Origin of the sequence: Geminicoccus sp., assembly GCF_035556675.1 — a bacterium.
In the GTDB taxonomy this organism is placed as follows: Bacteria; Pseudomonadota; Alphaproteobacteria; order Geminicoccales; family Geminicoccaceae; genus Geminicoccus.
Map to the genome: position 1 here is coordinate 54,130 of NZ_DATMFZ010000076.1, position 19,107 is coordinate 73,236.

The 19,107-nt window shown below is 70.2% G+C and carries 19 protein-coding genes; 10 read left to right on the forward strand and 9 right to left on the reverse strand.

All coding sequences use genetic code 11. From position 1 onward, the window contains the following. Positions 1 to 96: 96 nt before the first annotated feature. The 6 genes from tolB (at position 97) to folP (ending at position 7,091) form a co-directional block, all read left to right on the forward strand. Positions 97 to 1,413 carry a Tol-Pal system beta propeller repeat protein TolB gene (gene tolB / locus VNS22_RS06150; RefSeq protein ID WP_349261721.1) on the forward strand — a complete coding sequence of 439 codons (1,317 nt, stop codon included), beginning with the start codon at positions 97 to 99 and terminating at the stop codon, positions 1,411 to 1,413. A gap of 24 nt (positions 1,414 to 1,437) precedes the next feature. Further along, positions 1,438 to 2,022 (forward strand): peptidoglycan-associated lipoprotein Pal, encoded by a 585-nt coding sequence (gene pal, locus VNS22_RS06155; protein ID WP_325730652.1) that lies wholly within the window; start codon positions 1,438 to 1,440, stop codon positions 2,020 to 2,022. Between the two features lie 96 nt (positions 2,023 to 2,118). After that, positions 2,119 to 2,919: a tetratricopeptide repeat protein gene (locus VNS22_RS06160; RefSeq protein ID WP_325730654.1), complete on the forward strand. Its 801-nt coding sequence runs from the start codon at positions 2,119 to 2,121 to the stop codon at positions 2,917 to 2,919. A 40-nt stretch (positions 2,920 to 2,959) separates the two neighbouring features. Then, positions 2,960 to 3,943: a tRNA lysidine(34) synthetase TilS gene (tilS, locus tag VNS22_RS06165; RefSeq protein WP_325730685.1), complete on the forward strand. Its 984-nt coding sequence runs from the start codon at positions 2,960 to 2,962 to the stop codon at positions 3,941 to 3,943. A 107-nt stretch (positions 3,944 to 4,050) separates the two neighbouring features. After that, on the forward strand, positions 4,051 to 5,997 hold the full coding sequence (gene ftsH / locus VNS22_RS06170; protein WP_325730656.1) for an ATP-dependent zinc metalloprotease FtsH: 1,947 nt from the start codon (positions 4,051 to 4,053) through the stop codon (positions 5,995 to 5,997). Positions 5,998 to 6,059: 62 nt separating this feature from the next. Next, a complete protein-coding gene (gene folP, locus VNS22_RS06175; protein ID WP_325730658.1) occupies positions 6,060 to 7,091 on the forward strand; it encodes a dihydropteroate synthase in 1,032 nt (343 codons plus the stop codon). Between the two features lie 21 nt (positions 7,092 to 7,112). Here folP and VNS22_RS06180 read toward each other — a convergent pair whose 3' ends face one another. The 3 genes from VNS22_RS06180 to VNS22_RS06190 form a co-directional block, all read right to left on the reverse strand. Beyond that, positions 7,113 to 7,736 (reverse strand): hypothetical protein, encoded by a 624-nt coding sequence (locus VNS22_RS06180; RefSeq protein ID WP_325730659.1) that lies wholly within the window; start codon positions 7,734 to 7,736, stop codon positions 7,113 to 7,115. Positions 7,737 to 7,885: 149 nt separating this feature from the next. Continuing rightward, positions 7,886 to 8,287, reverse strand: a complete 402-nt coding sequence (locus tag VNS22_RS06185; RefSeq protein ID WP_325730660.1) for an EVE domain-containing protein — start codon at positions 8,285 to 8,287, stop codon at positions 7,886 to 7,888. Positions 8,288 to 8,295: 8 nt separating this feature from the next. Further along, on the reverse strand, positions 8,296 to 8,583 hold the full coding sequence (locus VNS22_RS06190) for a YciI family protein (RefSeq protein ID WP_325730662.1): 288 nt from the start codon (positions 8,581 to 8,583) through the stop codon (positions 8,296 to 8,298). On the opposite strand from VNS22_RS06190, the gene VNS22_RS06195 reads away from it, so the two are divergent. Then, the gene (locus tag VNS22_RS06195) at positions 8,582 to 9,544 is read left to right on the forward strand and encodes a DMT family transporter (protein ID WP_325730663.1); all 963 of its coding nucleotides are present in this window, start codon (positions 8,582 to 8,584) and stop codon (positions 9,542 to 9,544) included. The genes VNS22_RS06190 and VNS22_RS06195 overlap by 2 nt on opposite strands. 4 nt (positions 9,545 to 9,548) lie before the next feature. Here VNS22_RS06195 and VNS22_RS06200 read toward each other — a convergent pair whose 3' ends face one another. From VNS22_RS06200 to VNS22_RS06220, 5 genes are read right to left on the reverse strand one after another with little or no spacing between them, the layout of a single operon-like run. Continuing rightward, positions 9,549 to 10,151: a glutathione S-transferase family protein gene (locus tag VNS22_RS06200; protein WP_325730665.1), complete on the reverse strand. Its 603-nt coding sequence runs from the start codon at positions 10,149 to 10,151 to the stop codon at positions 9,549 to 9,551. Between the two features lie 45 nt (positions 10,152 to 10,196). Further along, positions 10,197 to 10,649 carry a YqaA family protein gene (locus VNS22_RS06205; protein ID WP_325730667.1) on the reverse strand — a complete coding sequence of 151 codons (453 nt, stop codon included), beginning with the start codon at positions 10,647 to 10,649 and terminating at the stop codon, positions 10,197 to 10,199. Positions 10,650 to 10,701: 52 nt separating this feature from the next. Beyond that, complete coding sequence (locus VNS22_RS06210; RefSeq protein WP_325730669.1) at positions 10,702 to 11,328, reverse strand: outer membrane lipoprotein carrier protein LolA; 627 nt, start codon at positions 11,326 to 11,328, stop codon at positions 10,702 to 10,704. A gap of 24 nt (positions 11,329 to 11,352) precedes the next feature. Next, the gene (locus VNS22_RS06215) at positions 11,353 to 14,016 is read right to left on the reverse strand and encodes a DNA translocase FtsK (protein WP_325730671.1); all 2,664 of its coding nucleotides are present in this window, start codon (positions 14,014 to 14,016) and stop codon (positions 11,353 to 11,355) included. A gap of 1 nt (position 14,017) precedes the next feature. Further along, positions 14,018 to 15,247, reverse strand: coding sequence for an aminotransferase class I/II-fold pyridoxal phosphate-dependent enzyme (locus VNS22_RS06220; RefSeq protein WP_325730673.1), 1,230 nt, complete (start codon positions 15,245 to 15,247; stop codon positions 14,018 to 14,020). Between the two features lie 275 nt (positions 15,248 to 15,522). On the opposite strand from VNS22_RS06220, the gene VNS22_RS06225 reads away from it, so the two are divergent. From VNS22_RS06225 to VNS22_RS06235, 3 genes are all read left to right on the forward strand, one after another. After that, entirely contained in the window at positions 15,523 to 17,280 is a 1,758-nt protein-coding gene (locus tag VNS22_RS06225) for a cation:proton antiporter (RefSeq protein ID WP_349261716.1), read from the forward strand. Between the two features lie 63 nt (positions 17,281 to 17,343). Beyond that, entirely contained in the window at positions 17,344 to 17,625 is a 282-nt protein-coding gene (locus tag VNS22_RS06230; RefSeq protein WP_325730677.1) for a BrnT family toxin, read from the forward strand. Further along, positions 17,597 to 17,881 (forward strand): BrnA antitoxin family protein, encoded by a 285-nt coding sequence (locus tag VNS22_RS06235; protein WP_325730679.1) that lies wholly within the window; start codon positions 17,597 to 17,599, stop codon positions 17,879 to 17,881. Before VNS22_RS06230 ends, VNS22_RS06235 begins: the two co-directional genes overlap by 29 nt. Before the next feature lie 24 nt (positions 17,882 to 17,905). Here the strand turns inward: VNS22_RS06235 and VNS22_RS06240 are convergent, their stop codons facing one another. Then, positions 17,906 to 18,706, reverse strand: a complete 801-nt coding sequence (locus VNS22_RS06240; RefSeq protein WP_325730681.1) for a DUF2971 domain-containing protein — start codon at positions 18,704 to 18,706, stop codon at positions 17,906 to 17,908. Positions 18,707 to 19,107 lie beyond the last annotated feature (401 nt).

A 19,107-nucleotide genomic window follows, 5' to 3' on the forward strand; every position in this document is an offset into this window, starting at 1 on the left:
GCTGACCTTGGGGTCGGCAGGGAGGTTGATCTCGTGATGCAGTTCCTCGATCCGCGACGTGACCAGCCGGTGCGCATCCGGCCCCTGCCAGGCCTGATGCAGATCGGCCGGCGCGGCCTGCTCGGTGCGGGTGCCGCCGGCCTTCTGCTCGGTGCCGGCGGCAAGGCGTTCGGCCAGCTCGCGGTCGACATCACCCAGGGCGTGGTCGAGCCGATCCCGATCGCGATCAGCCCGTTCGCGGCCGGCGGCGGCCAGTCGGCGACGCTGGCCGGCCAGATCCCCGACGTGATCTCGGCGAACCTGGACGGCTCCGGCCTGTTCCGCACCATCGACCGGCAGGCCTACATCCAGGGACCCGAGGAGCTGCGCGGCCTGCCGCGCTTTGCCGACTGGCGGCAGATCAACGCCCAGGCGCTGGTGAGCGGCGTGGTGGAGGAGACGCCGGCCGGGATCGGGGTCGAGTTCCGCCTGTGGGACGTCCTGGGCGGCCAGCAGATGACCGGTCTGCGCATCGACGCGCCGGCCGCCTCGTGGCGGCGCATCGCGCACCGCATCTCGGACGCGATCTACGAGCGGATCACCGGCGAGAAGGGCTATTTCGACACGCGCATCGTCTATGTCAGCGAGACCGGGCCCAAGGCCAAGCGGATCACCCGCATCGCATTGATGGACCAGGACGGGGCCAATCATCGCTTCCTGACCGACGGACGCGAGCTCACCTTCGGCCCACGCTTCTCGCCGGACGGCCGGCGGGTCGCCTACCTGCTCTACCGGGGCATGCGGCCCAGGGTCTACATGCGCGACATCGAGGGCGGCCGGGAGCAGGTGCTGATCGACACGCCCGGGATGAACTTCGCGCCGCGCTTCTCGCCGGACGGGCAGACCGCGCTGGTCACCGTCAACGAGGACGGCGACTTCAACATCGTGGCGGTTGACCTCGCCACCCGGCAGCAGCGCCGGATCACCAGCGGCGGCGGCATCTCCACCTCGCCGTCCTTCTCGCCGGACGGAAGCCGTATCGTGTTCAACAGCGACCGCTCCGGCCGGCCGCACCTGTTCGTGACCAGTGCCCAGGGCGGACCGGCGGAGCGGATCTCCTACGGCGACGGCCAGTATGGCAGCCCTGCCTGGTCGCCGCGCGGCGACCTGATCGCGTTCGTCAACATCAAGCAGCGCTATTTCCATATCGGTGTGATGCGCCCCGATGGTAGTGACGAGCGGCTGATCACGCGGAGCTGGCAGGACGAGGCACCGACCTGGGCACCCAATGGCCGTGTCGTCATCTTTCAGCGGACCGAGCCTGGCGGAACAACCAAGCGGCTCTACGCCATCGATGTCTCCGGATACAATGAACGTCTGGTGCCGACACCTCTGGATGCTTCAGATCCCGATTGGTCCGGCTTGCTTCCTTAATCAATTGACAGTAGAAGATCCGGCATGGTCGCAGTCACGGCACTGGCCGTGGTTCGTCCGCGCGCCATGAACTGTCGCGGCGCCAAGTCGTCCTGGGAACTACCGATGAAGCTCTCTCTCCTTCCGGTCGCTGCGACGGCCCTGCTGCTCGCGGCCTGCAGCTCGACCCCGTCCTCGGATGAGACCGCCGGTGCCGGCGGCATGACCACCAGCGACGCCTCCTCGCTGACCAGTGGCCCGGTGGCCGGCAGCCAAGCCGACCTCGAGCAGAATGTCGGTGACCGCGTCTATTTCGGCTTCGACAGCTCGACCCTGGACGAGACCGCACGGAGCACACTACAGCGCCAGGCGACCTGGCTGCAGCAGTTTCCCTCGGTCTCGGCGACCGTCGAGGGCCATACCGACGAACGCGGCACCCGCGAGTACAACCTCGCCCTCGGTGAGCGGCGCGCCTCGGCGGCGGCCCGCTATTTGTCCAGCCTGGGCGTGCCGGAGAGCCGGCTGATGACCATCTCCTACGGCAAGGACCGGCCGGCCGATCCCGGCAGCTCCGAGGAGGCCTGGGCGCTGAACCGCCGAGCGGTTACGGTGATCAACGCCACCAACTGACCGTGGCAGGGGTGCCGGCGCTGCCGGCCGCGGCACTCCGCTTCGACCCGCCGGCGCCATGGGGAAAGGATGCGGGTGGCTGCATCGAGGCCGGTCTTGTTGTTGGCGCTGTTCCTGTCGGCCTGGTCGAGCACGGTGCTTGCCCAGGCTGCCGACCCCCGGATGATCGCCGACCTGGAGGCACGGATCCTCCGGCTGGAGGAGGAAGTCCGCCAGCTGCGCGGGCGGGCCGAGGAGGCTGAGTACCTGGCGCGCGCGGCTGCCCAGCGGATGGACCGGCTGGTGGCCGACATCGACGCGCGCCTGCGCGGCGTGGAGCCGGGCTCCGAGGCGGCCGCACCGGATGCCGGTGGCGCCGTCCAGCCGATGGCCCAGCCAGCTCCCCAGGTGGCGGCACCCTCGCCCAGCCAGCCGGGCGTGCTCGGCACCCTTCCGGATGATACGCTGGCCGCCTTGCCGGCCCCGCCGCCCGAGCCGCCGGCACCCGATGGCACGGCCGCCGTGTCGGGCTCGCCGCGCGACCGCTTCGATGCCGGCATGGCCAGGGTCAAGGCCGGGGATTGGAGCGGGGCGGAGGCCGCGTTCGCCTCGGTCGTCGCCAGTGCCCCGGACGATCCGCTGGCCCCCAATGCCGCCTACTGGCAGGCTGAGACCTATTATGCCCGCCAGCAATGGCCGCAGGCGGCCGCGAGCTTTGCCCGCAATGTCGGTACCTATGGCGACGATGCGGTCCGGGCACCGGACAATGTCCTCAAGCTCGGCATGTCGCTGGCGCGCATGGGCGACCGGCAGAAGGCCTGCGCCACCTTCGCCGAGTTCGACCGCCGCTATGCCAAGGCGCCGGTGGCGCTGAAGCAGATGGCCGGCCGCGAGAAGAGCAACGCCGGCTGCAGCTGAACAGCCGCCGGCGCTGGACGGCAGGGCGTTCGCGGTGGCGATGGAGGGACTGGGCCCGTTCGAGCCACGCCCCAGGATCGGCATCGCCCTGTCCGGCGGTGCGGACAGCGTCTGCCTGACCCTCCTGGCCCACGACTGGGCAACGGCACGGGGTGGCGATCTTCATGCCTTTCTGGTCGACCATCGGCTGCGGGCCGATTCCACGGCCGAGGCAGCCCTGGTCGCAGAGCGCATGGCGTCCCGGGGGGTGCCGGTCACGGTGCTGCCATGGCAGCACGGGCCGGTCGGCAGCCGGATCCAGGAACGCGCCCGTCAGGCCCGCTATGCGCTCCTGGAGGAGGCCGTGGCCGGCTGGGGCGGCCTGCACCTCCTGCTCGGCCACCATGCCGACGACCAGGCCGAGACTGTGGCGATGCGCCGCGCCCGCGGCAGCGGCGGGGTCGGCCTGAGCGGCATGGCGGCGATCGTGGAGCGGCCTCAGCTCCGCCTGCTCCGCCCGCTCCTGGCCTGGCCCAAGCGCAGCCTGATCGACTGGCTGCGCAGGGCCGGCATCGCCTGGGTCGAGGATCCCAGCAACGCGGACCCGCGCTTTGCCCGCGCCCTGCTGCGTGCCCGGGGCGCCGCCGCCGGCCTCGCCCCGGACCCGGCGGTCCGCCAGGAGCGGGCGGCCGTGGCGGCTGCCTTCCTGGCGCGCCATGCCGAGCCCGATCCGACCCGCCGCCTGCAGTTCCCGCGCTCAGCCTTCCGCGCCCTGCCGGTCGAGATCGGCTGCCATCTCCTGGGCACGATCCTGGCGGCCCTGGCGGAGCGGCCCTATCCGCCGCGCGCCCGGGCACTCGCCCGGCTGCAGGCGGTGCTGGCCGGGACGGAGGCCGGTGCGGCGACGCTCGGCGGCTGCATGGTACGCTTTGGCCCGCGCTGGATCCGGCTGCGCCCTGAGCGGGAGCTGCCCCTGCCATGGCAGCCGCCCGTGCCGCTGGCCCCGGCACCGTTCGCCGCGGCAGCGGAACTGGCACCGGGCTGAGCGTGGATCTTGCTTCACTCGCCAGCTCACTTATGTTCAGCCTACTCGCGGTGTTCTGCCACGCTCGGGCAAGGCAGGACGCTCCGCACCGCACGAGGCACGGCTACGTGAACAATTTCAGCAAGAACTTGGCGCTGTGGGTCATCATCGGCCTGTTGCTGATCGCGCTGTTCAACCTGTTCCAGAGTCCCAGCACGCGCGGGACCAGCTCCAATCTGGCGTTCTCCGACTTCCTGGCCGAGGTCGAGGGCGGGCGGGTCGCTGAAGTGACCATCCAGGGCGAGCAGATCACCGGACGGACCAGCAGCGGGACCAGCTTCCAGACCTACACGCCGAACGATCCGGCCCTGGTGGACCGGCTGACCGAGCACGGCGTGCGCATCACCGCCATGCCGGTGGACGACAACGTGCCGTCGCTCCTGGGCGTGCTGGTCTCCTGGTTCCCGATGCTGCTGCTCATCGGCGTCTGGGTGTTCTTCATGCGCCAGATGCAGGCCGGCGGCGGCAAGGCCATGGGCTTCGGCAAGTCCAGGGCGCGCATGCTCACCGAGAAGCACGGCCGCGTGACCTTCCAGGACGTAGCCGGCATCGACGAGGCCAAGGAGGAGCTCCAGGAGATCGTGGAGTTCCTGAAGAACCCGCAGAAGTTCACCTCCGTGGGTGGCCGGATCCCGAAGGGCTGCCTGCTGGTGGGCCCGCCCGGCACCGGCAAGACCCTGCTGGCCCGTGCCATCGCCGGCGAGGCGAACGTGCCGTTCTTCACGATCTCGGGCTCGGATTTCGTCGAGATGTTCGTGGGCGTGGGCGCGTCCCGGGTCCGCGACATGTTCGAGCAGGCCAAGAAGCATGCGCCCTGCATCGTGTTCATCGACGAGATCGACGCGGTCGGCCGCCATCGTGGTGCTGGCCTGGGCGGCGGCAACGACGAGCGCGAGCAGACCCTCAACCAGTTGCTGGTCGAGATGGACGGGTTCGAGGGCAATGACGGAGTGATCCTGATCGCCGCCACCAACCGGCCCGACGTGCTCGACCCGGCGCTGCTGCGCCCCGGCCGGTTCGACCGGCAGATCGTGGTGCCGAACCCCGATGTGATCGGCCGCGAGAAGATCCTGAACGTCCACATCAAGAAGGTGCGGACCTCCCCGGACATCGACGCGCGCACGATTGCCCGCGGCACGCCCGGCTTCTCCGGCGCCGACCTCGCCAACCTCGTCAACGAGGCGGCGCTGCTGGCGGCCCGGGTCGGCAAGCGCCTGGTCACGATGGTCGAGTTCGAGCAGGCCAAGGACAAGGTCATGATGGGGGCGGAGCGCCGCTCGCTGGTCATGTCCGAGGACGAGAAGAAGCTCACCGCCTATCACGAGGCGGGCCATGCCGTGGTCGGCTTCTTCTCCCCCGCCTCCGACCCGATCCACAAGGCGACCATCATCCCGCGCGGCCGGGCGCTCGGCATGGTCGTGCGCCTGCCCGAGGGCGATCGGCTGTCGGTGACGCGCGAGAAGCTGGAGGCCGACATCGCCGTGGCCATGGGCGGCCGGGTCGCCGAGGAGCTGATCTTCGGCCACGACAAGGTGACCGCGGGCGCCTCCTCGGACATCGAGCAGGCCACCAAGATCGCCCGGCACATGGTCACCCAGTGGGGCATGAGCGAGAAGCTGGGCCCGGTCGGCTACGCCGAGAACCAGCAGGAAGTCTTCCTGGGCCACCAGCTCCACCAGACCAAGAGCGTGTCGGAAGCGACCGCGCAGACGATCGACAGCGAGATCCGGGCGCTGGTCGACCGCGGCTATCAGCGGGCGCGCACCCTGCTGACTGAAAAGATCGACAAGCTGCATTCCTTCGCCCAGGCGCTGCTCGAGTACGAGACGCTGACCGGCGAGGAGATCACGGCGGTGATGCGCGGCGAGCCGATGCCCACGCCCAAGCGCTGGGGCGACGATACGCCGTCCTCCTCGGCACCCACCAATCATGGCGGCGGCCGGCGCTCCTCCGTACCGACCACAAGGCCTTCGGACGGCCCGGGCGGCGTGGAGCCTTCGCCGGGCCCGGCCTGAGCCAGCCTGGCAGCCAATCGAAGGGACAGAGGGAGCCGGCGACGGCTCCCTTTGCATATGGGATGACTGCTCGAACCTATCTGGAGCCGCTCTGTTTCCTGTCCGGTCCGGCCGCCGCCGCAGCGATCGCCGCGGGCAGCGGGCTGCCGTTCGGCGCCGACCGGGCCTTCCTCCACGCCCGCCTGTTCCGGCGGGACGGCGACGACGTGACGGAGCGGCTGGTGGCGGCACCGGCGCTGCATGGCTCCGCGGAGCTGGCCCCGGCGCTGGCGGGCTTGGCGGCACCGGTCGGGCCCCTGCGCATCATGGGGATCGTGAACGTCACGCCGGACAGCTTCTCCGATGGCGGGCGCTGGCTCGACGAGGAGCAGGCGATCACCCACGGGCTGAGCCTCGCCGAGGCCGGGGCGGATATCCTGGACGTGGGCGGCGAGAGCACCAGGCCCGGCTCCCTGCCGGTGCCGGTCGAGGAGGAGATCCGGCGGGTCGTGGGCGTAGTAAGCGCCCTGGCTGGCCGAGGGCTGATCGTCTCGATCGACACGCGCAATGCGGCGACCATGGCGGCGGCACTGGCCGCCGGTGCTGCGATCGTCAACGACGTGACCGCGCTGCGCCACGATCCCGGTGCGATGCGGGTAGTGGCCGATGCCGGCTGCCCGGTCGTGCTGATGCACAGCCAGGGTGAGCCCCAGACGATGCAGGTCGATCCGCGCTATCGACGCGCCTGCCTGGACGTGTTCGACCATCTGGCCGATCGGGTCGCGGCCTGCCTGGATGCGGGCATCGCCCGAGAGCGGATCATCCTCGATCCAGGCCTGGGCTTCGGCAAGCTCGCCACCCACAGCCTGGACGTGCTCCAGCACCTGGCATTGCTGCGCACGCTGGGCTGCCCGGTCCTGCTGGGTGCCTCGCGCAAGAGCATGATCGCCAAGGTGAGCGGCGAGAAGGACCTGCCACCGGCCGAGCGCCTGCCGGGCTCGCTCGCCCTGGCGCAGGCCGGTGTGGCGCGCGGGGCCAGCATCGTGCGGGTGCATGACGTGGCCGAGACCCGCCAGGCCCTGGCTCTGGCGGAGGCGGTCGACACGGCAGCCTGATCGAAAAGGTCGGGGGCGGTACTAGTCGGGCTTGGGGTGGAAGTCGGTCTGCCGCTGCAGCTTCTCCTGGAGGAAGCTGCCTTCACCCAGGAGCACCTCGCCGGCGGCGACCCGCAGGCCGCGGGCCGTGCCGTGGCCCTTGAGCACGCCGCCGCGCAGGTCCGGGTCGGGCTCGGCAAAGGACCGGCCGTCGCCCAGCTCGCAACTGTCGACCGTGATGCCACCCAGCACCTGGCTGCCGGAGCCCAGCCGGCTCAGGCCGAACACCGCGACCCCGCCGACATAGCGCCCGCCATCGCCGATCCGGATGTCGGCGTCCGGCCGGTTGGTACGGGCCACGAAGCCGCCCTCGCCAAACTGGTTGCCATGGCCGATCCGGATCGGGCCGGTGGCGGCGACGATCACCGTGCCCGTGCAGAACCGGTTGCGGTCGCCGATGGAAAGCGGCGCGCCGGCCCTTGCCTCCAGCACGACCGAGGGATGGAACAGGTTGCCGGTGCCGATCGTGACGAAGCGGGAGATCAGCACCGAGAATGGGTCGGGGACGATGTTGCCGCCCTCGATCAGCCGGACGGTGTCGCGCACGCTCAGATAGCCCCCGGCGGTGCGGGCACGGTCGATCAGGGTCAGCAGATCCTCGTTCATCACCGGCTCCTTCGTCCCTTGGGCGAGGATCGGCCGGATTGCCGCCAGGGTGCCAGCGAGATCTCCCCAAGCGAGATCCGGATGATCCGGATAGATGGTGGGCGCTGGCAGGGGCGGGATCAATCCGTACCGGCGCCGCGGCCATCCGGTCAGCCGTCGCCCAACTCCAGGATCTTCTGCCAGTGGCTGTCCTCGACCGGCATGACCGAGAGCCGGGACTGGCGGATGAGCGCGATGCCGGCCAGGGCCGGCTCCGCCTTGATCCTTGCCAGCGGCACTTCCCTTGCCAGCGGGCGCAGGGGCTTGACCCGGACCAGGCACCAGGGCGGGTGGTCCGGGTCGTCATACCAGGTGCGGGACACGGTCATGATGCCGAGCACGGCCGGCTGCACCACCGAGCGGTAGAAGAACACCTCCTCGCCCAGGGCCATGCTGCGCATGTTGCGGGCCGCCTGGTGGTTGCGCACGCCGCCCCATTCGGTCTCGCCATCCGCAACCAGCCGGTCCCAGCTATAGTCCCCGGGCTCGGTCTTCATCAGCCAGTGCGCCATGGACGGGCTCAGCCGATCCAGCTGCCCAGGGCCGGCCGGTAGGGTGTCACGGTGAACGAGGCGAACACGCCTTCCTTGGTGAACGGGTCGTCCTTGGCGAAGGCCTCGGCGGCCGCCCGGTCGGGTGCCTCGATCACCAGCATGCTGCCGATCGGGTCGCCCTTGTCGTCCAGGATCGCGCCGCCGACCTTGATCATGTCCTGCTTGCCCTGCAGATAGGCCAGATGGGTCGGCCGGATCTCGAGCCGGCGGGACAGGGCGCCGGGCTTGTCTTCGGCGCGGATGATGAAGAGCATGTCGATCTCCGAGACGGGTCCATCCGTGCGGACCATTGGCACGGTCGCGCCCGGCCGTCACCCCGACACCGTGGCGGACAGGGCGGCGAGTCGCCGGGCTGGCACGCTGGTCGGCCTGGGCGCCATCCTGCTCTGGGCAACGCTGGCGCCCTTGGGCGTGGCGGTGGGCGGGGTGCCGCCCTTCCTCCTGACGGGAGCCGCCTTCCTGATCGGCGGGCTGTTCCTGCTCCTGGCCCTGCCGCTGCGCGGCCGGCCGCTGTCTGCCGGCTTTCGCGCGAGTCCGGTCGCCTGGGCGATCGGGGTAGGCGGCTTCTTCGGCTACCACGCGGTCTATTTCAGCGCGCTGCAACTGCTCCCGCCGGTCGACGCGCTGCTGGTGATCAATCTCTGGCCGCTGCTGATCGTGCTGTTCTCGGCTCTCCTGCCGGGCGAGCGGCTCCTGCCGCGCCATCTGGTGGGCGCGCTGCTGGGCCTGGCCGGCACCAGCCTGATCGTGCTGGGGCGCGGCGAGATCGGCGGAGGCGGCAGCCTGGGCGGTTGGGCCTGTGCCGTGGCCGCAGCGCTGATCTGGTCCGGCTACTCGATCCTGAACCGGCGCTTTGCCGCCGGCACCCCGTCCGAGGCGGTGGTGGGCTTCTGCCTCGTCACTGCGCTGCTCTCGCTGCTCACCGGGCTGCTGATCGAGTCGCCCGCCCTGCCGGAGGGCTGGGGCTGGCCGGCCCTGCTCCTGCTGGGCCTGGGGCCGGTGGGCCTGGCCTTCCTGCTCTGGGACCGCGGCACCAAGACCGGCGACATCCGGTTCCTGGGGGCAGCCGCCTATGCCGGGCCGCTGATCGGTACGCTGCTTCTGCTGCTCATGGGCCAGGCCGAGCCGACCTGGCAGTTGCTGCTCGCGGCCGTGCTGATCGTGGGCGGCTCGCTCCTGGCTTCGGGACGCCTGCTGGGCCGGTCCAGGTCCTGAGGCCTCAGCCGGCGGGCCGGGTCGCGACGAAGCTCGGCCGCCGCTCCATCTCGGCGTGCCAGGCAGCGAGCTTCGGCGCCCCGTCGCGCCAGGCGATGCCGGGATGGCGGATGTCCAGATAGGTGAGCGCCACGGCCAGCGCGATCGCATCCAGCCTAGCACCGCTGCCGAACGAAGCGAGGTCCGCCTCGGCCGCGGCCACGGCACGCAGGTTCAGGTCGCGCTGCTTGTCGATGAAGGCCTGGGAGCGCTCGCCATCCGGGCGGATGCTCTCCTGTCGGGCCGCCACCGCCGCATCCATCATGCCGTCGGCAAGGGCCGCCCGGGTGAGCACGCCGAAGCGCTCGGCACCCTCCGGGACCAGGCTCGGGCCCTGGCCCAGGCTGTCCAGATAGGCGCAGATCACCGGGCTGTCGTAGATGGCGGTGCCGTCGTCCAGCAGCAGCGTCGGCACCTTGGCCAGCGGGTTCTTCGCCACCACCAGCGGGTCCTGGAACAGGGCCGTGGGCACGGTAGGTGCGGTGATGGTGAGGTCCAGCCCCTTCTCCAGGGCGACGATGTGGGCCTTGCGGCCGAACGGGCTCAGGGCCAGGGTGATCAACTGCATGAAGCGCCTCCGCGGATGCGCCGCAGGGATGCCATGCCGCAAGGCTCAGTTGAAGAGCTCGTCCACGCCCAAAAAGTCGCCGCCGCCCAGCACCATGGCGTAGCGCAGGCCCTTAGCGATGCCGACCAGGACGATGAAGGGGACGAGATGGACCCGCAGCGTGCCGGCCGCGATCGAGAGCGCGTCGCCGACACCCGGCAGCCAGGTCAGGAGCAGAGCGGGCTTGCCCCATTTGTTGAACCAGCCCTGGGCCTTGGCCAGCTTCTCCGGGCCCACCGGGAACCACTTGCGATCCTGGAAGCGCAGGATCGCGGTGCCCATCCACCAGGAGACCACGGAGCCCGCGACGTTGCCGATCGTGGCCACGGTCCAGATCGCCCAAAGCCCGATGCCCTGGGTCATCAGGCCCAGCATCACCACCTCGGAGCTGCCGGGCAGGATGGTGGCCGAGCTGAAGGCGCTGAGAAACAGGCCGGCCAGAAGTACCAGTTCGCTCACGAGGTCATTCTCCGCGGCCGCCCATGAGCGGCGGCGGCCAGGTCAGGTCCGATCAGTCGAGCTTGGGATAGCCGAACATCTGCGGGTCGCGCCAGACGAACCGGTCCGGATCGATGCGCTGGTTGATCTGGACGTCGGACAGGGTCACCACGGTGCGCGTGCCGCCCGGATCCAGGACCGTCCAGCGACGCAGCTCGACCGGTTTCTCCGCGAACACGAGCTGCACCGAGCCCTGGTCCTCCGCCCCCTTGCGGAACGCCTCGATCACGATCTCGCCGCCGGCCGATGCCACGTCGCGGATCAGCACTTCCTGGCCGAAGTTCGGGTCCTCCGAGAGGAGGAAGCCGATCGGGGTCTGGGCCACCGGGATGTAGTTCACCTGCTTGGTCTTGGCGTCATAGAACACCAGCCGCCAGTCGGAGGTGACCAGCAGGATCTGGGCCGGAGGATCGTACTGCATCCGCATCTGGCCCGGGCGCCTGATCCAGAGCCGGCCGGTGCTGAGCGTGCCGTCGGGTGCCACCTGCACGAAAGTGGCGGTGAGCGACTCCAGGCCCCGCATCCACTGGGTGACGCGATCGACCAGGGCCTGCTGCTGGCTGGACAGGGCAGCCCGTGCCAGGCCGGGGAGGGTGGCGCCCACCAGCAGCGTCGAAAGAAGCAGACGGCGTGAGGTCAAGTTTCGTCCTTCCCCGGAGGGCGGTCAGAAGTCGGTCGGCTCGTCGCCGTCCACCCCGCCGCGCCCCATCAAGACCTGGCGGCGCCCGACATGGTCGGCCGGACTGATCAGGCGATCCTGCTCCATCCGTTCGATCAGCTTGGCCGCCGTGTTGTAGCCGATGTTCAGCTTGCGCTGCAGGTAAGATGTGGAGGCCTTGCCGTCTCGGGCAACGACCTTCACCGCTTCCTGATACATCGAATCGCCGCTGTCGCCGCCCCCAAACATGGCGCCCTGGGCAGCACCCTCGCCGCCGGCGCCGCCGCTCTCGTCGCCGCCGGCCTCGTCGGTCACCGCATCGACATAGTCGGGCTCGCCCTGGGTCTTCAGATGCTTCACCACCCGGGCCACGTCGTCGTCGGTGACCAGGGGGCCGTGGATGCGCATGATCCGGTCGCCCGGCATCATGAACAGCATGTCGCCCTGGCCCAGCAGCTGCTCCGCACCCGGTTCGCCCAGGATGGTGCGGCTGTCGATCTTGGAGGAGACCCGGAAGCTGATCCTAGATGGCAGGTTCGCCTTGATCACGCCGGTGAGCACGTCGACCGAGGGGCGCTGGGTGGCGACGATCAGGTGGATGCCGGCGGCACGGGCCTTCTGCGAGAGGCGCTGGATCGCGTTCTCGATCTCCTTGCCGGCGGTGAGCATCAAATCGGCGACCTCGTCGACGATCACCACGATCAGCGGCAGGGCCTTCATCTCGATCGGCTGGTCTTCGAACACCGGCGAGCCGGTGTTCGGGTCGAAGCCGGTGCGCACCCGGCGGCTGAGCTGCTCGCCCTGCGCCTTGGCCGCCTCGATCCGGCGGTTGAACGCGAAGATGTCGCGCACGCCCAGGTGCGACATCAGCCGGTAGCGCTCGTCCATCTGCCGGACGACCCATTTCAGCGCCACCACCGCCTTGCCGGGCTCGGTGACGACCGGGGCCAGGAGATGCGGGATGTGGTCGTAGACCGACAGCTCGATCACCTTGGGGTCGATCATGATGATCCGGCACTGCGTGGGCGTCAGCCGGTAGAGCAGCGACAGGATCATGCCGTTGATCGCGACCGACTTGCCGGCCCCGGTGGTGCCCGCGATCAGGAGATGCGGCATCCGGGCGAGGTCGACCATGATCGGCTTGCCCGAGATGTCCTTGCCCAGCGCCAGGGCCAGGCGGGCCGAGGTCTCGGTGAACTGCGGGCTGTCCAGCAGCTCCTTCAGGTAGACGGTCTCGCGCACGTCGTTGGGCAGCTCGACGCCGATCACGTTGCGCCCCGGCACGGTAGCGACGCGGACGGACAGCGCACAGAGGGAGCGGGCGATGTCGTCGGCGAGGCTGATGACCCGGGCAGCACGGGTGCCGGGGGCGGGCTCCAGCTCGTAGAGCGTCACCACCGGGCCGGGCTTGGCATCGGTGATCTCGCCGCGCACGCCGAAATCGTCGAGCACGGTCTCGAGCTGGCGGCTGGTCTCGTGCAGCTTTTCCCGGGTGATCCCGGCCCCGGGCTTCTGCCTGGGCGGGGTCAGGTACTCCAGGTCCGGCAGCTCGAAATCCTCGCCGACTGGTGCCTGCAGGCGCGGCTGGGAAGGGCGTGGCGGTGCGGGCGGCGCGCTACGTGGTGGCGAAGGGGGAGCGGCCGGCCGTTCCGGCTCGGGCCGCAACGCGCGGACCGGTGGCGCCGGCTCCGGCTCGAACCCGTCGTCCTCGGATTCGTCGAATTCCTCCTCGTCGGGCAAGGCGGCCACGGCCGGTCGCTGCCGCTCCTCACGCACCGGCGCCGGGTTGGGGCGGGGGCGCCGCTCCCGGGGCGGCTGCTGTTCCAGCTCCTCCGGCTCGTCGGGCAACGGTGCTGCCCGCCGTGCGACCGGGCGGCGCGGGCGGGCGACGGTCTCGGGTTCGTTTCGCTGGAACAGCTGCATGGCACGGCCGGCCAGGGCGGCAGCCTGCTGGCGCAGCGGTGCCGCCAGCCGGGTCAGCATGCCAGGACCTTCCGGCTCGTCGTCATCGGCCAGGGCGACCCGGCGCCGCGGCCGCTCGGGTTCGTTTCGCAAACCGGTGGCGCCAGTGCCACGGCCGGCCCGCCCGCCGCTCGCCAGCCCGAGCAGCGTCCAGCCGCCCTCGACGATCTGCACGCCGAAGGCGAGCAGGCCCGCGACGAGCGTCACGATCACTGCGATCCAGCCATAAAGGGCGCCGCCCAGGTTGGGCTGCAGGTTCTCGTACAGGAACCGGCCGACAAAGCCGCCGAGCCCCACCCGCAGCGGCCAGCTCGCAGCGTCGGGCTGGGGCTGGGTGGCGAGAAAGGCGCAGAAGCCCAGGAGCGCCAGCGGCAGGGCGGTGGCAGCCAGCCAGGCACCCCGGAACGGCTTGTCCGCGATCAGCCGGATGCCCCAGGCGGCGAACACCAGGATCGGCAGCCAGACCGCCACGCCGAACAGCTGGAGCATCAGGTCGGCGGTATAGGCGCCGAACAGGTCGAGCGGGTTGACCGGGGCGGCCGTGGTCGCGGTGTTGAACGAGGGATCGGCCGGATCGAAGCCCCAGACCGCGATGGCGAGCAGTGCCGCCACGCCCAGCCAGACAATGCCCAGCACCAGGCGTCGCGCGGTGGCGAACAGGCTGGCGAACGGGCGTTCCTGGTCCAGCCGTCCCAGCATCGCGGCCATGTCAGCGTCCCTTGGCAAGTGCGGCACTGTCCGGCCGTGCGGTTTCGGCCGGCGGGGCGAGGGTGGCGACGAACCGGTCGAGCGCTTCGGCGGTCGTGTCGAGCCCATGGACCAGGGCCAGGCGCACATAGGCGCTGGAGATCGGTTCCGGGCCGTCCAGATAGGCGCCGGGCAGCACCTTCAGCCCGGCCTCCGTCCACAGCCGGCTGGCTGCCGCCACGCCATCACCTACGTCCAGCCAGAGAAAGAAGCCGGCAGGTGGGCGGAAGAAGCCGAACCGGCCGGTCAGGCGCTGCTCGGCCAGGTCGAATTTCTGCCGGTAGAGCGCGCGGTTGGCCTCGACATGGGCCTCGTCGTTCCACAAGGCCTCGGCCGCTGCCATCAGCGGCAGGGGCTGGACCGGTGCCGCATAGGCACGCAGCTTGGTGAATGCACGGATCAGGGCCGGGTCGCCCGCGACGAAGCCCGAGCGCAGGCCGGCGGCATTCGAGCGCTTGCTGAGCGACTGGAACACGAGCAGCCGCTCGAGGCTGCCGGTGTCGTTCAGCGCCACGTCCAGCCCGGATGGTGGCGGTACCTGGTCCCACAGCTCCGAATAGCACTCGTCCAGGAACAGGACGAAGCCGTGCTGGCGGGCCAGCGTCAGGGCGCGGGCCAGATAGGCCCGGTCGGCCACCGCACCCTGCGGGTTGGCCGGCGTGCACAGGTAGAAGGCGACTGTCCGCGCCAGCGTCTCGGCCGGAATGGCGTCCAGGTCCGGCAAAAAGCCGGTCGCAGCGGTGGCCGGCAGCAGCACCGGCTCGGCGCCGGCCATGGCAGCGGCACCATAATAGACCGCGTAGAACGGGGTCGGCATCAGCACGGCCGGCCGGCTGCGCCCGGCCCGGTCCACCGCGAGCTGGGCCGCCAGATAGAGCGCCTCCTTGGTGCCGGCCACCGGCAGGACATGGCGGTCGGGATCGAGGGCCGCCTCGGGCAGGCCGCCGCGCCGGGAGGCCCAGCCCGCCACGGCCTGGCGGAAGGACGGGGTGCCGGTGGGGGGCGGGTAGCGGTTCCAGCTGGCGGCGTGGCGGGCCACGGTCTCGGCCAGGATCGGCGGCACGGGGTGCTGCGGCTCGCCGATGCCAAGGTCCAGGACCGGCCGGCCAGCCAGCGGGGCCCGGTCGGCGAGCAGCCCGGCGAGGCGTCGGAACGGAAATTCGCCGAGGCGGTCGAGACGGGACCCGTGCATCTTGATGAACAATTCCTACATGGTGTTCAGGCCTGGAAGAGAGAGTTAACATCCAGGGCCAAGCCGCCGCAACGCCGCAGGAAAACGCGCTGCCGCCGGGGTGCCCGCCTGTGGCGATCTTCCCGCACCAGGAGAGTGTGGGCACTTGGAAGCACGCGGCGGTTTTGCGCCTGGCGCAAGCCGACCGGGCTTGGCCGCAGGATGGGTTGCGCCCGGTCGCGTGCTGCGGCCACAAGTGGAGGCCGCCACTAAAGCGCAGCCTGGACTCAGCCACCGTGCATCATGACGTTCCCTTGATCGCCACCGTCGCGATGGCCTTCGTGCTGGCGTTCGCCTTCGGCTTTCTGGCCAACCGGCTGCGCCTGCCGCCGCTGGTCGGCTATCTGGTGGCGGGCGTCATGGCCGGGCCGTTCTCGCCGGGCTTCGTCGCCGACGCGGCGCTTTCGGCGCAGCTGGCCGAAATGGGCGTGATCCTGCTGATGTTCGGGGTGGGGCTGCATTTCTCCGCAGGCGACCTGATGGCGGTGCGCTGGGTCGCGATACCGGGTGCGGTCGGCCAGATCCTGGTCGCGACGCTCATGGGCGTGGGCTTGGCGATGGCCTGGGGCTGGAGCCTGGGTGCCGGGGTGGTGTTCGGGCTCAGCCTGTCGGTCGCCAGCACGGTCGTGCTGCTGCGTGCCCTGGAGGAACGCAACGCGCTGGCGACCCCGAACGGCCGGATCGCGGTCGGCTGGCTGATCGTCGAGGATCTGGCCATGGTCCTCACCCTGGTGCTGCTGCCGGCGTTCGCCGAGCTGCTGGGCGGCCATGCCGACGGACACGGCACGGCGACCGGCGGCGGCCTGCTCTGGTCGATCCTCCTCACGCTCGGCAAGGTCGCGGCCTTCGTGGCGCTGGCGGTGATGCTGGGGCCGAAGCTGGTGCCCTGGCTGCTGCGCCAGGTCGCCCGGACCGGCTCGCGCGAGCTGTTCACCCTTTCGGTGCTGGCCGTGGCCCTGGGTATCGCCTACGGCTCGGCCACCATTTTCGGCGTGTCGTTCGCGCTCGGCGCCTTCTTCGCGGGCGTGGTCCTGAGCGAGTCCGACTTCAGCCACCGCGCGGCCGCGGACTCGCTGCCCTTGCAGGATGCGTTCGCGATCCTGTTCTTCGTGTCGGTGGGGATGCTGTTCGACCCCTTCGTGCTGGTGGAGCAGCCACTCAAGGTGCTGGCGGTCCTCCTGGTGATCACGCTCGGCAAGTCGCTGGCGGCGTTCGCCATCGTCCAGCTGCTGGGCTATCCCGTCGGCACCGCTCTCACCGTCTCGGCCAGCCTGGCGCAGATCGGCGAGTTCTCCTTCATCCTGGCCGGGCTCGGCCTCAGCATGGGGCTGCTCCCGGAGGAGGGGCAGGACCTGATCCTGGCCGGCGCCCTGCTCTCCATCACCCTCAACTCGGTCTGCTTCATGGGCGCCGACTGGCTGCGGGAACGGGGGCGGGCGCGCTTTCCCGCCTGGTTCGACGAGTTCGGCAAGGACCGCCAGCTCGGCCTGCAGGGCCAGCTCGATGAGCTGCGCCGCAAGAGCCAGGCTCGGGAGGAAGCGCGCTCCCTGCAGATCACCAGCCTGATCGAGCGCTTCCCGATCTTCGCCGACCTCGACCAGGCGGGCCGGGAGGACCTGCTCATGCTGTTCCGGCCGCGCACCGCCCAGCCGGGCGAGCGGATCATCCGGGTGGGCGACCGGCCGGATGCCGCTTACTTCATCACCTCGGGCACCGTGCTGGTGCGGGTGAGCGGCCAGGACATCCGGCTGGGCCCGGGCGAGTTCTTCGGCGAGATGGCGCTCTTGAGCGGCCGGCGCCGTACGGCCGACGTGACTGCACTGGACTACTGCCAGTTCCAGACCCTGGAGCAGCGCGACTTCCGGCAGTTCGTCAGCCACCATCCCGAACTGCGCCAGAAGCTGCTGGAGCTGGTCCGCCAGCGCACTGAGATGAACCGGCAGGCAGCGGCGGCCCAGGCCGAGCCGGTCCCGGCCCTGCCGGCGCAGGGCTAGGCAAAGGGTGGTGGCGCCGGGAATGCCGCTTGACCCATCGGTTTTTGTACGTACATTTATTTGATGCGGTTCAGCTGCGATCCGGCGAAGGACGCGTCGAACCTCGTCAAGCACGGCATCGGCCTGCTGGCGGCGGCGCAGCTGGACTGGGACGTGATGCTGGTGATGCCGGACGAGCGGCGCGACTATGGCGAACTGCGGGAGATCGGCTACGCACCCATGGACGGCAGGCTCTACTGCGTCGTGTTCACCCGCCGCGGCGACGTCCTGCACGTCATCAGCCTGCGCAAGGCCAATCTGAGGGAGTTCAGGCGCTATGAAGCGCAAGCTGCTGCCACCGAGTGAGGCCGAAGACGCCGCCATCAATGCCGCGATCGCGACGGATCCTGACACCTTTGAGTTGTCGGACGAGGAGTTCGCGCGTCTCAGGCCGTTCAGCCGCGGGCCCGGCCGCCCTGCCGGCAGCGGCCGCAAGGTCCCGGTGACCATGCGGCTGGATGCCGATGTGGTGGCGGCGTTCCGGGCGGAGGGGAGCGGCTGGCAGACCCGGATGAACGACGCGCTGCGCGAGTGGCTGCGCGAGCATCGCGGCGCAGCGTGAGGCAGCGCCCGGACCCATGCCCGGCTAGATCAGCCGGTAGGGGATCCTGGACGTCTTGATAGCGGCATCGGCATCCAGCCGGTAGCCGCGTGCCTTCAGCAGGTCGGCCACTGCGTAGCGGGTGGAGTCGAGGTAGCGGCAGGGGCCGATGACGACGTCGGTGAGCGGAAGCCTTGGACCGGACGGCGCATCCCCGTCGCCATCGGACGGGTAGGCCAGGGGGATGTGCCGGGAGATGGTGGCGCGCCGCTGGATGAACTGCATCCGGGCCAAGTCGTCGTCGCGCGCATAGTAGACGATCCGCCACTCGCGCTCGTCGTCGAACTTCGGGTGCTTCAGGCAGGCGGCGACCGAGGTCAGCGTGCCCAGCCAGCCGGTGGCGAAGCGCTCGGCCCAGGGCTCGCCTGAATCGTCATCGGTACCTTCCGGGTCCGGGGCGAAATGCTCGCCGGTCCAGTGGATGACATCGTCCAGCAGGGCTCGTTGCCGCTCAGGGTCGTATTCCACCTTGAGCAGGTAGCTGGACTGGTGCCGGCTGGCCCCGGCCAGGCATCCGGGATCGAACCCGAGCGCGAACCCGGCCTCGCCCTCGGCATAGCCGCGCCACTGGCTGAGCGAATCGTCATCCTCGGTGAACGAGGTGACGTAGACGGACATGGCTTCGGGCCGGAAGCTTTCCAGCCGCTGGATGATCCGCTCGAAGCCGGCCTGCGCGGGCGCATGCCGGCCGCGCCGCATCGCCTCCCCCAGCCGCTCCCGCAGCAGGCCGAAGGCGTAGGTCATCTCCATGCTGTCGTTCAGGCAGCCGATCTGGCTGGCCAGCAACGTGCCGCTGCTGATGATCTTAATAAGCCCATGGCCGTTAGTGTAATGATAGATGGCGCCGTTCGGAAGGCGGGCATGATCTGCCAGGCGACGGACGAGAAAATCCCGCAGGTTCGATTGTTCTTCTGCAGGCATGTGGTTCGTCCTCATGGGACCGATAGAGCAACCGCCTCCTTAACAGCTGGATCTCCGGCTGGATCCACTTGGACGATCGAATCGACGCTGGAGTAAGGGGAGTCTCGTGGCGGCCCCGGTGCCGGCACTCATGCCCGCCCGGGCCATGGCGTGAACGGCAGCCCGAGCGACGAGGCCACCGCCGCATGGGTCAGCTTGCCGGAATGGACGTTCAGCCCGGCGGCCAGGCCGGGATCCTCGGCCAGCGCCGCCTGCCAGCCCCGGTC

Bases quoted from the DNA above. Each gene is read 5' to 3' on its own strand.
- tolB (WP_349261721.1), top strand. From the start codon at position 97: ATGCAGATCGGCCGGCGCGGCCTGCTCGGTGCGGGTGCCGCCGGCCTT.
- pal (WP_325730652.1), top strand. From the start codon at position 1,438: ATGGTCGCAGTCACGGCACTGGCCGTGGTTCGTCCGCGCGCCATGAAC.
- tilS (WP_325730685.1), top strand. From the start codon at position 2,960: ATGGAGGGACTGGGCCCGTTCGAGCCACGCCCCAGGATCGGCATCGCC.
- folP (WP_325730658.1), top strand. From the start codon at position 6,060: ATGACTGCTCGAACCTATCTGGAGCCGCTCTGTTTCCTGTCCGGTCCG.
- VNS22_RS06180 (WP_325730659.1), bottom strand. From the start codon at position 7,736: ATGAACGAGGATCTGCTGACCCTGATCGACCGTGCCCGCACCGCCGGG.
- VNS22_RS06185 (WP_325730660.1), bottom strand. From the start codon at position 8,287: ATGGCGCACTGGCTGATGAAGACCGAGCCCGGGGACTATAGCTGGGAC.
- VNS22_RS06195 (WP_325730663.1), top strand. From the start codon at position 8,582: ATGTCGATCTCCGAGACGGGTCCATCCGTGCGGACCATTGGCACGGTC.
- VNS22_RS06190 (WP_325730662.1), bottom strand. From the start codon at position 8,583: ATGCTCTTCATCATCCGCGCCGAAGACAAGCCCGGCGCCCTGTCCCGC.
- VNS22_RS06200 (WP_325730665.1), bottom strand. From the start codon at position 10,151: ATGCAGTTGATCACCCTGGCCCTGAGCCCGTTCGGCCGCAAGGCCCAC.
- VNS22_RS06215 (WP_325730671.1), bottom strand. From the start codon at position 14,016: ATGGCCGCGATGCTGGGACGGCTGGACCAGGAACGCCCGTTCGCCAGC.
- VNS22_RS06220 (WP_325730673.1), bottom strand. From the start codon at position 15,247: ATGCACGGGTCCCGTCTCGACCGCCTCGGCGAATTTCCGTTCCGACGC.
- VNS22_RS06230 (WP_325730677.1), top strand. From the start codon at position 17,344: ATGCGGTTCAGCTGCGATCCGGCGAAGGACGCGTCGAACCTCGTCAAG.
- VNS22_RS06235 (WP_325730679.1), top strand. From the start codon at position 17,597: ATGAAGCGCAAGCTGCTGCCACCGAGTGAGGCCGAAGACGCCGCCATC.